This window comes from Mediterraneibacter sp. NSJ-151 (assembly GCF_022487435.1).
GTDB classification, from domain to species: domain Bacteria; phylum Bacillota; class Clostridia; order Lachnospirales; family Lachnospiraceae; genus Schaedlerella; species Schaedlerella hominis.
In genome coordinates this window covers 1-9,795 of the sequence record NZ_JAKVPP010000026.1, presented here as the reverse complement: position 1 = coordinate 9,795, position 9,795 = coordinate 1, and the positions used below count along the sequence as shown (strand labels likewise).

The 9,795-nt window shown below is 38.9% G+C and carries 11 protein-coding genes; 10 read left to right on the top strand and 1 reads right to left on the bottom strand.

Annotated elements, in window-relative coordinates:
* Nucleotides 1-156: 156 nt before the first annotated feature.
* From LQE94_RS16030 to LQE94_RS16015, 4 genes are all read left to right on the top strand, one after another.
* Nucleotides 157-780: a GDSL-type esterase/lipase family protein gene (locus tag LQE94_RS16030; protein WP_118738466.1), complete on the top strand. Its 624-nt coding sequence runs from the start codon at nt 157-159 to the stop codon at nt 778-780.
* Between the two features lie 3 nt (nt 781-783).
* Nucleotides 784-1,470 carry an AzlC family ABC transporter permease gene (locus LQE94_RS16025; RefSeq protein WP_240578186.1) on the top strand — a complete coding sequence of 229 codons (687 nt, stop codon included), beginning with the start codon at nt 784-786 and terminating at the stop codon, nt 1,468-1,470.
* A complete protein-coding gene (locus LQE94_RS16020) occupies nt 1,463-1,786 on the top strand; it encodes a branched-chain amino acid transporter permease (protein WP_240578185.1) in 324 nt (107 codons plus the stop codon). The genes LQE94_RS16025 and LQE94_RS16020 overlap by 8 nt, the downstream gene beginning before the upstream one ends.
* 856 nt (nt 1,787-2,642) lie before the next feature.
* Nucleotides 2,643-3,029, top strand: coding sequence for a hypothetical protein (locus LQE94_RS16015; protein ID WP_240578184.1), 387 nt, complete (start codon nt 2,643-2,645; stop codon nt 3,027-3,029).
* A 39-nt stretch (nt 3,030-3,068) separates the two neighbouring features.
* On the opposite strand, the gene LQE94_RS16010 is transcribed toward LQE94_RS16015, so the two are convergent.
* The gene (locus LQE94_RS16010; RefSeq protein WP_240578183.1) at nt 3,069-4,616 is read right to left on the bottom strand and encodes a PucR family transcriptional regulator; all 1,548 of its coding nucleotides are present in this window, start codon (nt 4,614-4,616) and stop codon (nt 3,069-3,071) included.
* A 236-nt stretch (nt 4,617-4,852) separates the two neighbouring features.
* On the opposite strand from LQE94_RS16010, the gene LQE94_RS16005 reads away from it, so the two are divergent.
* The 6 genes from LQE94_RS16005 (at nt 4,853) to LQE94_RS15980 (ending at nt 9,713) form a co-directional block, all read left to right on the top strand.
* Entirely contained in the window at nt 4,853-6,166 is a 1,314-nt protein-coding gene (locus tag LQE94_RS16005) for a thiolase family protein (RefSeq protein ID WP_022076020.1), read from the top strand.
* 18 nt (nt 6,167-6,184) lie between these two features.
* On the top strand, nt 6,185-6,598 hold the full coding sequence (locus LQE94_RS16000) for a Zn-ribbon domain-containing OB-fold protein (protein WP_022076021.1): 414 nt from the start codon (nt 6,185-6,187) through the stop codon (nt 6,596-6,598).
* A gap of 13 nt (nt 6,599-6,611) precedes the next feature.
* Entirely contained in the window at nt 6,612-6,851 is a 240-nt protein-coding gene (locus tag LQE94_RS15995) for an acyl carrier protein (RefSeq protein WP_022076022.1), read from the top strand.
* A 115-nt stretch (nt 6,852-6,966) separates the two neighbouring features.
* Nucleotides 6,967-7,974, top strand: a complete 1,008-nt coding sequence (locus LQE94_RS15990) for a phosphate acyltransferase (protein ID WP_240578182.1) — start codon at nt 6,967-6,969, stop codon at nt 7,972-7,974.
* 113 nt (nt 7,975-8,087) lie between these two features.
* Nucleotides 8,088-9,200 (top strand): butyrate kinase, encoded by a 1,113-nt coding sequence (gene buk, locus LQE94_RS15985; RefSeq protein WP_240578181.1) that lies wholly within the window; start codon nt 8,088-8,090, stop codon nt 9,198-9,200.
* 3 nt (nt 9,201-9,203) lie between these two features.
* Complete coding sequence (locus LQE94_RS15980) at nt 9,204-9,713, top strand: DUF1097 domain-containing protein (RefSeq protein WP_022076025.1); 510 nt, start codon at nt 9,204-9,206, stop codon at nt 9,711-9,713.
* Nucleotides 9,714-9,795 lie beyond the last annotated feature (82 nt).

Genomic DNA, 9,795 nt, shown 5'->3' with positions numbered 1-9,795 from the left:
CAAAAGAGCCACTAAACCCCGTCCCCATTGGTAAAAACACACTAACCCTATTGACTTAATAGGTGAAAGATGCTAAACTTCATTTATCAAAAAGATAAGTGGAGTTTTTTATTTTATCGGGTATCAAAATAAGAGTAAAAGGCAGGTGCAGGATAGATGAAACAGATATTATGCTTTGGCGATTCAAACACATGGGGATTAAATGCGGAGACAGGAACACGATTTCCTTGGGAAGAGAGATGGACAGGTGTCTTACAGGAAAAATTGCAGGGGCGCGATATTCGAGTGATTGAAGAGGGGTTATGCGGAAGAACAACAATATTTGAAGATCCGTTTCGTATAGGAAGACGAGGAACGGAATTACTTCCAACGTTATTGGAAACACACACTCCAGATGCAATTGTCTTGATGCTTGGAACCAATGACTGCAAAACAATATTCGGTGCATCTGCAGAAGTAATCGGGAAAGGAATTGCAAAATTGTTGGAACAGATTGAACAATTTGCAGCAAAAGCGAAAGTACTGGTGATATCTCCGATTCATTTGGGGGATAAAGTATGGATGGAAGAGTTTGACCGTGAATTTTCACAGGAATCGGTAGAAGTGTCGAAAGAATTGGAATCGGTATATGAAACGATTGCTCAGAAATATGGAAAACAGTTTATGCGGGCAGCAGATTATGTGAGCTGCTCGGCAGCAGACCAGGAACACATGGATAAGGAGAGTCATCGAATTCTTGCAAATGCAATCTATAAAAAATTAGAAGAAGGGATTTTATAAAAAATGAAACATGCATTTATAAAATCGATTCCTATTTTGTGTAGTTACGTGTTTGTAAGTATGGCATATGGGATTATGATGGAAGAAGCGGGATTTCATTGGTACTATTCTTTATTGATCAGTTTAACCGTATATACAGGAGCATTTCAGTTTGTTTTGATTACATTTTTAAGCAGTGGAGCTTCTATTCTTACCATCGCATTGACAGCACTATTGATGAATAGCAGGCAGACATTTTATAGCCTGACATTCATTGATGAATTCAAAAAAATGGGAAAGCGCTTACCTTATATGATCCACACGATGACAGATGAAACATATGCGGTCAATCTGACTTTGGAAGCAGAATGTCAGGATGAAAAGAAAAAAGAAGACAGTATGTTTGGGGTGGCATTTTTAAGCAGATGTTACTGGATGTTTGGAGCAGTACTCGGTGGCGTGTTGGGACAATTGATCCCATTTGAATTAGAAGGAATTGATTTTTGCATGACAGCGTTGTTTGTTATTATTTTTATTGACCAATGGGAGAAGAGTGAGAATCATTTTCCTGCACTTTTAGGGATTATAGTAGCACTGATAAGCTTATATTTATTCGGTCCGCAACGGTTCATGTTAGTGGCACTCTTGATTGTGTCTGGAATCTTATTACTTGTCAGAGAGGAAAATGGAAAGGAAGTACATTGTGAGTAAAGAAATGATATTTATTGCAATTTTTGTTTCGGCAGTGATTACATTTTCTCTTCGGGCGTTGCCGTTTGTAGCATTTCGCGGTGGAAGACAAATGCCGGAAAAATTGATATATCTTGGAAAAATTCTTCCATCGGCGATTATGGCAGTGTTGATCGTATATTGTCTAAAAGATGCAATCCGGGATGTTCGAGGAGTAGGGATTGCACAATTTGTAGCAGTGATCGTGGTGGCAGTTAGTTATAAATGGAAGCATAATACGTTGGTGAGTATTGCGTTTGGGACTGTGTGTAATATGTTGCTTAGGATTGCTATTTAGTTCATTAAGTTGGATAAGCGTCCCTGAGAAAAATATTGGATATGAATTTCTGTTCAGACTCCGTCAGCGGGAAATACATAAAGGTCAGAATTATTACTAAAAACAGAGCTTAGAAACCAGCAACTCGGGCTGTGCCCTCAAACAGCAAGTTTCTAAGCTCTAACGTAAAATTCTAGCCTTTTAGTATTTCCAATCGCTTCCTTTGTATTCACAGAAATTCATATCCAATATTTTTTCTCAGTGCGTTATCGCAAATCTAATAAATTAAAAAGCAGAGCTTTACTGGGGAATATCCGCAAGGTCTAGAAAGTGCAGGTTGAGGATGCAGAATTTCAATGAGAAGCATCCTCACGTTATCGAAAACGTGAGATGTAGATGCAAAATTTGCGAAGGAAGTATCTTTAAATCCCAGAAAAAGCAAGATGTAGATGCAATTATACATGCCAGGCAGACTGAAAAGCATCTGCAAGTCCAAAGAAGAGCAAGTTGCAGATACATCGGTCTAAAAAGAGCATCTGCGACAATGAATATCAAGGCAGTGCAGATACATCAGTTGTTAAAAAAGCATCTGCGGCAGCGAATAAACCGAGGATATAGATACATCAGATCCCAGAAAAGTAAATCTTTCATCACTTTACCTATTTCAATTACGGCACACCGCAAAGCAAGAAAAAGACTATGCAATCCAGCGAATTGGAGTCGGGCTTGCCCGACGAAGCTCCCGCAGGAGTGCATAGTCTTTTTCTTGCTTGGGGCAGTTGTGAACTAAATAGCAACAAAGGATATTGAGCGATGATATCTGCGATAGCGGATTTTAGGGGATTGAAGATGCAAAATTTTGATGAGAAGCATCCTCATGTTATCAAAAATGTGGGATGTAGATGCAAAATTTGCGAAGGGAGTATCTTTAAATCCCAGAAAAGGCAAGATGCAGATGCAATTGTACATGACAGGCAGGCTTAAAAGTATCTGCAAGTTCAAAGAAAAGCAAGTTGCAGATACATTGGTCAAGAAAAGAGCATCTGCAACAGCGAATATCAAGGGATTGCAGATACATCAGCTACCAAAAAAGCATCTGCACAAGCAAATAAACCGAGAATATAGATACATCAGATACCAGAAAAGTAAATTCTTCATCGCTCCACCTATTTCAATCAGGATACACCACAAAGCAAGAAAAAGACTATGCAATCCAGCGAATTGGAGTCGGGCTTGCCCGACGAAGCTGAGCAGGAGTGCATAGTCTTTTCTTGCTTGGGGTTGTCATGAACTCAATAGCAACTTACAACATATTCAGATACTTCATAATCATCAGCGACAGATTCATATTCATATAATCATCCCCCTGTGTCAGGTCACTTCCAATCAATTCCTTAATCTTTCCCATCCGGTACAGTAACGTATTCTTATGTACATGAAGATTCTTGGCGACAAGCGAAGACTGTCCCGGGTTTTTCAAGTATTCTTGAAGCGTATTTAAAAAATCAGTCCCTTTTTCCTGGTCATATAAATAGAGGTTCATCAATCCTGGATGGATTAAAAATCGGATTTCCGTATCTTCTTTTTCAAATATTTCCAACATTTTATAAACATAATAATCACTATAATAACAAAGCGGATTGGAAGTGTTTAACTTCAGACCAAGATTAATCGCATCAATCGCCTGTTGATAGAAACGAGAAGTATCTTCCAGATTCTGATAGAAGTTACTGATTCCAGCTTTTAAATTATTAGCAGAGAGATAGTCTTTTAGCTGCGTAAGTTCATATTCACTGAACCCTTGATATAAGTCTTTATTAATTAGAAATACAATCGTGTCTTCGTAGATGACATAAATACTTCCAGAAAAAATGCGTTTCAAATGCTCCAAAATCACTTCTAACTGCAAATGAGAGGAACTTTGTGCAGATGGTGGTATGGCTATAATATAGAAAGAACTTTTAAGATTATAACCGAGTACCTCCAGACGTTCCTTGAAATTTTCAATATTATTTTGAGGGTTGCGAAGTAAATCTACAAGAAAATAAGAGTACATAACCCCTTTGTTTCTTGTGTAAGCAGGATCTTTCTGAAGTTCGAGTGATACCAGTTTACAAAAACGATGGAAGAAATCAGGAACATAGTCTTCAAAAGGATGTTCAGATTCCAGCATCATGACATGACCTACTTCAATATTTTGTATGTGGATCGCATCTACAAGCATACCAGTGTGAACAAGTTCGCTTGTATAGTAATAAGGGTGATTATATTTTCGAACCATTTCATCCAGATGATTAGCGCGGATAGAAGCAATTCCTTGTTTGCTAATATAACCAGATTTGCTTTCTTCACGAAAGAAATCATTATCCGGAACAATACCGGCAGAGATGGCCAGATATTTATTTTGTAAATCAACAACATAGATTGGATTACCAAATATTCTTGAAGCAGTGTCTACCAGATATTGAAGTCCTTTTCCGGAAAAAGAGGCATTTAACAAAAGATGCATACCTGCAGTGATCTGTTGGATTTCTGTTAATAATTCCATAGCAGTATTAAAAAGTGCAGCCTGCGAGAAGGATGTGCCAAAATATAAAATAGTGAAGCAACTTTGCTCATATACGGAGAAATCTAAACGTTCTCCAAAACACATCAAAGTAAATTCAGCATTCGTATTGGCTGCGGGCATTGTGTTTGTAGAAGTCAGATACAGACTTGAAGATTCAAAATGTGGGCGCATCGGGTCAAAAATTCGAACATTGATCATATCACAGACATTGTCAGAATGCCCGAATATTTGCGGCTGATACCCCTTTTCTTTTAGTTTCGACATAAAAATCTGATATTCCATATATACTCCTTTATGAAAAATCCATTGTGCGTTCGCACAAAAAAATCAAAATTAATCCGTATAATATCATGCTGTGACACGATGAAATCATTAAAATCATTATATATAATTAAGCAAGAATCGTAAAGAACAAAATTTAAGTCGAGCAGCCGCGAGACTTGGCGTTGGATGATGATACAAAAAACAGATGTCTATGTTCTTACGCAGGAAAATGTTCATAAGAAAGGATGAAAACAATGAATCAGACGAAATTGGGAAAATACCAGAGAAGCGTTTCTATTATCGGTGTTGGATGTACTCCATTTATGTATACAGTAGATAATCCGGAAACAGACGGACTGACAGAAGGTGAAATGTTTGGATATGCAGCATTGAAGGCAATGGAAGATGCAGGAGTAAATCCACAGGATGTAGATTTTTATTTTCATGGACAGGCAAGTCCTCTGAATGGTTCAAACTATTTAACACCAAACGTGCAGATTTCAAACTGGTTTGGTATGAAAGGAAAAGGTTCTATCCATCACTCAGAAGCATGTTGTACAGGTTATCTTGCAATCGAGCAGGCTGTAAATGCAATTGCATCAGGAAAATATGACTGTGTACTTACGGGTGCCGTTGAGTTTGGTGACAGTACACCAAGTCCGGCTGACAGCGTAGAAACACCAAAGCATCCATATAAACGCGATAAGATGACAATGGATAAATTTTTGAAAACAACATCATGGTTGTATGACCGTACATATACAAGACAACTTATGGCCGGACAGGAATTAATCTATGACGATGCGGCTGAATGGTATGTCCGTACAAGAGGTATTTCAGCAGAGGATATGAATAACACATTGAATGCAATGTGCATTAATAATAGAAGAAATGCTTCTACAAACCCGCTTGCGATTGAAAGAACAACATACGAAGAACTGGCAGAAAAAGCAGGCATGACATTAGATGAGTACATGAATTCTCCATATAATCCGAAAATGGGAGATTTCCTTCGTGCAGGCGGAGTTGAGTTAAAATGTGACGGAGCTGCTGCTTGTATCGTATGTGCAACAGAGAAGATTCCGGAAATCGCAAAGAATTTAAAACATAAACCAATCGAAGTACTTGGAATAGGAAGTGCTGCTTGTGAAGCAACAACACCACATTTTGAAGTTGCTGCAACAGAGGAAGCTGTTCGTCAGGTATACGAAGCAACAGGATTGTCAGGAGATGATCTGGATATTTTCTTTGCAAATGACTTTATTATTACTTCTCATTTGGTATCAGCAGAAATTGCCGGATATCTTCCATACGGAGAAGGATGGAAATATATCTGTGATGGACGTACAGCATGGGATGGTGATAAACCAATCAATACAAATGGTGGAAGAACATCATTTGGACATGCGCATGCTGCATCTGGTCTGGCTGATATGTACGAAGCTTGTAAACAGATGTGGAATGAGTGTGGAGAACGTGAGGTTAAGAAAGTGCCTAAGACAGCAATGCTTCGTGGATATGGCGGAGCACAGAATGTGGCAGCAATCGTGATTCGTACAATGGACTAATAAAGAGGAGGAAGTACCATGGCTATCAAATTGGAGAAAGTCGTAGAGAAATTTTATTTAGGACTTGAAGAGGGAAAAATTTTAGGTCGTAAGTGTCCAAAGTGCGGACATGTAGAATTCCCACCTGTATATGCATGTAATAATTGTGGAAATTATGAAACAGAGTGGTATGAAATCAGTGGAAAAGCAAAATTACATTCCATCGTATTACCGGCAGCACTTTCTACAAAACCGGAATATAAAAAATTAGGTAAATTCTGTTATGGAGAAGTAGAAATTGAAGAAGGAACAAGATTGAATGCAGTTGTTCGCGGAGTCAGCAGAAAGAACAGAGCAGAGCTGGAAGCGAAACTCCCGGTAAATGTTCATGCAGCAATTGTGGAACGTGATAATGGAGTGAAAACAGTAGTATTTGATTTAGATGAAGAATAAGGAGAACCAAACAATGTCAAGACAGGAAATTTTAGAACAAGTATTAAACATGGTAGCTATGTCATACAAAAAAGATGTGGCAGGACTTTCAGAAAAAACATCATTTAAAGAGGATTTAGGCGGAGCATCTGTACAGATGGTAGCATTAGTTTCGGAAATTGAAAATGAATTAGATGTGGCTTTGATGTTAGCTGATGCAAGTGCATGTAATACAATCTCAGATCTTGTTGATTTAATCGAGGAAGAAATGTAAATCATTTTACAATTTAAAGAACAAAAGCAGACACATTTTGTAAATGTGTGCTGTTGTTTTGAAAATGTATTTCTTACAATACAAAATGTAAATAAATTACTTTTGGAGGAGAAAAATGAGCGTATTAGATCAGATTTATGCAAAAGCAAAAGAAGATCCACAGCGCGTTGCCTTTCCGGAGGCTGAAAACGAGAAAATGATGCAGGCTGCTTATGAGGCAGGAAAAGAAGGATATATCATTCCAATTCTTGTAGGCGATGCTCAGAAAATCACAGAACTGTGCAAAGAGCGCGGATATGAGACAGATGTTTTCAAGATTGTGGATATTCAGGAAGAAGAATACAAAAATAAACTAATTGCAGACTATGTTGCAAAGCCTGAAACACTTTTGAAAGAAAAAGCACTTGGCCGCCGTATGCAGAACCCATTATATTATGCAATGGTAATGCAGGCAGTTGGTGAGGCAGAGGTAACATTTGCAGGAATTGATAATACAACAGGAGATGTACTTTTAGCAGGACAGATGATTATTGGACTGCAGCCGGGAATCAGCACAATTTCAAGTATCGGACTTTGTGATATTCCTGGATTTGAAGGAAGCGAAGGCAGTTTGCTTGCAGTCGGAGACAGTGCAGTATGTACAAATCCAAATGCAGAACAGCTTGCAAGTATTGCAATCTCAGCATGTGATACAGTAAAGGCATTGCTAGACTGGGAGCCAAGATGTGCGATGGTAAGTTATTCTACACTTGGAAGTGGTCAGGGAGAATTGATCGACAAAGTTGTAGAGGCAGTAAAAATCGCAAATGAGCTTCGACCAGATCTTGCAATCGATGGAGAATTTCAGTTTGATGCAGCAATTTCACCGGCTGTAGCAGCAAAAAAAGTTACAAGAGAAAGCAAAGTTGCCGGAAAGGCAAATGTTGTAATCTGGCCTGATTTAAATGTAGGTAATGTTGGAGTAAAATTGATTCAGCAGTTTGGACATGCAAATGCTTATGGACCAATGCTTCAGGGATTCAACAGTGTGGTTTGTGATTGCTCAAGAGGGGCCCCGGTATCTGAAATTAAAGGTAATATTATTATCAGTGCAGCTCGTGCAGCAGGAAGCAAAACAAAATAATCATTGATTGCAGAAGAATGCAAATAAACAAATAAACCAAAATCGCTACTAAATATATAAATGTAATGCGGGCGCAGTAACATGCGCCCGTAATTACTAGATGGAGAAATGTTATGAGTGAATATAAAGTGTTGACAATCAATCCTGGATCTACATCTACAAAGATTGCATTGTTTGAAGGTGAGAATTGTTTGTTCTCAAAAAATGTATCCCATGATGCGAAAGAACTGGATAAGTTTCAGTCTCTTCCGGAACAGTTACCATATCGTCGCGACACCATTTTACAGCTTTTAAATGAGGCTGGTGTAAGATTGGATGATGTGGATGTATTTGTCGGACGAGGGGGCGGACTGCTCGCAATGGAAGGCGGCACATATGAAGTGACAGATTTGATGCTTGAGCATGCAAGAAATAGTGCTAATGGCGTGATTCATCCGGCAGGTCTTGGACCGCAGCTTGCAAGAGAATTTGCAGAGCAGTATGGTGCAAAGGCAATGGTAGTGAATCCACCGGATGTAGATGAGCTGCAGGATCTTGCCAGAATGACAGGTATAAAGGGTGTGAACCGTATTATCCATTTGCACGCATTGAATTTAAAAGAAACCGCAATCCGTCATAGTAAAAATGTGATGAATAAGAAGTATGAGGAATGCAATTATGTTGTATGTCACATTGGCGGAGGTATTTCCGTATCTGCTCACCGCAAAGGAAAAATGATAGACGGATATGATATTGTCGGGGGAGAAGGTCCAATGGCACCAACCCGCTGTGGAAGCATTTCTGTTGCAAATTTATTAAGCTATATGAAAGAAAATAATCTGGATATTGCAGATGTGAAAAAGCTTTGCACAAGAACAGGTGGATTTGTAAGTCACGCAGGTATTTCTGATGCATTGGAATTAACTGTCCGTGCTAAAAATGGTGATAAATATGCAGAAATGCTTTGGAATACAATGATTTATCAGATTGAGAAATGCATCGGTTCTATGGCAGCAGTATTGCATGGGGAAGTAGATGGAATCCTTCTTGGCGGAGGAATGGTCTACAATGAAGATCTTGTTGCTCAGATTACAGAAGCCTGCTCATTTATCGCACCGGTTACGGCATATCCGGGAGAATTCGAGATGGAAGCTATGGCAGCCGGGGCAATCCGTGTATTAAACGGAGAAGAAAATTTAAAAGTCTATACTGGTAAAAAAGTATGGGACGGATTTGATTGGGAATAATTGATGGACGCAAAAAAAGAAAAACGAATTCGTATTGGTACATTAGCATTTGGCATCGCATTTATGCCGCCAATATGGGCGGTATTAAGTACATATATCGGAGTGACAACAGGAGCGGTAGCCCTCATTTGTGCAGGTTTATATGTGGCAAATGGAAATAAGCGTTCCGATGCATTTAAAATAGCAGCAGGATTTCTGTGTGGAGATGTGTGGGCAGTGCTGGCAGTATGGATTATGGAAACATTCCAATTCAATCCAGATGTAGAATTATATTGTACATTATTTATTTTAGGAGGACTCGCAGTTCTCATCGGTGAAAACGTTCCAAAATACATTTTTACACCATCCTGGCTGTGTGGATGGGCAATCGGACTTACGATTATGGGTCCGTTGAAAGTGAGTGAGATTGGAACACTCCCGATTCAGATTGGTGCAGCAATGATTGCAGGTGTTGTCTATGTCGGAATTGGTGTAGATGCATTACAGAAATTTTTGATAAAAAAATTAAGTTGAGAGTCAAACAGGGACGGGGAACCATTTGGGGACGGGGTTTAGTGGCTTTTTGTGTAAGCAAAAAAGCCACTAAACCCCGTCC

What these genes read in the sequence shown, in the direction of transcription:
- LQE94_RS16030 (WP_118738466.1), top strand. Translation starts at nt 157, where the DNA reads ATGAAACAGATATTATGCTTTGGCGATTCAAACACATGGGGATTAAAT.
- LQE94_RS16025 (WP_240578186.1), top strand. Translation starts at nt 784, where the DNA reads ATGAAACATGCATTTATAAAATCGATTCCTATTTTGTGTAGTTACGTG.
- LQE94_RS16015 (WP_240578184.1), top strand. Translation starts at nt 2,643, where the DNA reads ATGTTATCAAAAATGTGGGATGTAGATGCAAAATTTGCGAAGGGAGTA.
- LQE94_RS16010 (WP_240578183.1), bottom strand. Translation starts at nt 4,616, where the DNA reads ATGGAATATCAGATTTTTATGTCGAAACTAAAAGAAAAGGGGTATCAG.
- LQE94_RS16005 (WP_022076020.1), top strand. Translation starts at nt 4,853, where the DNA reads ATGAATCAGACGAAATTGGGAAAATACCAGAGAAGCGTTTCTATTATC.
- LQE94_RS16000 (WP_022076021.1), top strand. Translation starts at nt 6,185, where the DNA reads ATGGCTATCAAATTGGAGAAAGTCGTAGAGAAATTTTATTTAGGACTT.
- LQE94_RS15995 (WP_022076022.1), top strand. Translation starts at nt 6,612, where the DNA reads ATGTCAAGACAGGAAATTTTAGAACAAGTATTAAACATGGTAGCTATG.
- LQE94_RS15990 (WP_240578182.1), top strand. Translation starts at nt 6,967, where the DNA reads ATGAGCGTATTAGATCAGATTTATGCAAAAGCAAAAGAAGATCCACAG.
- buk (WP_240578181.1), top strand. Translation starts at nt 8,088, where the DNA reads ATGAGTGAATATAAAGTGTTGACAATCAATCCTGGATCTACATCTACA.
- LQE94_RS15980 (WP_022076025.1), top strand. Translation starts at nt 9,204, where the DNA reads ATGGACGCAAAAAAAGAAAAACGAATTCGTATTGGTACATTAGCATTT.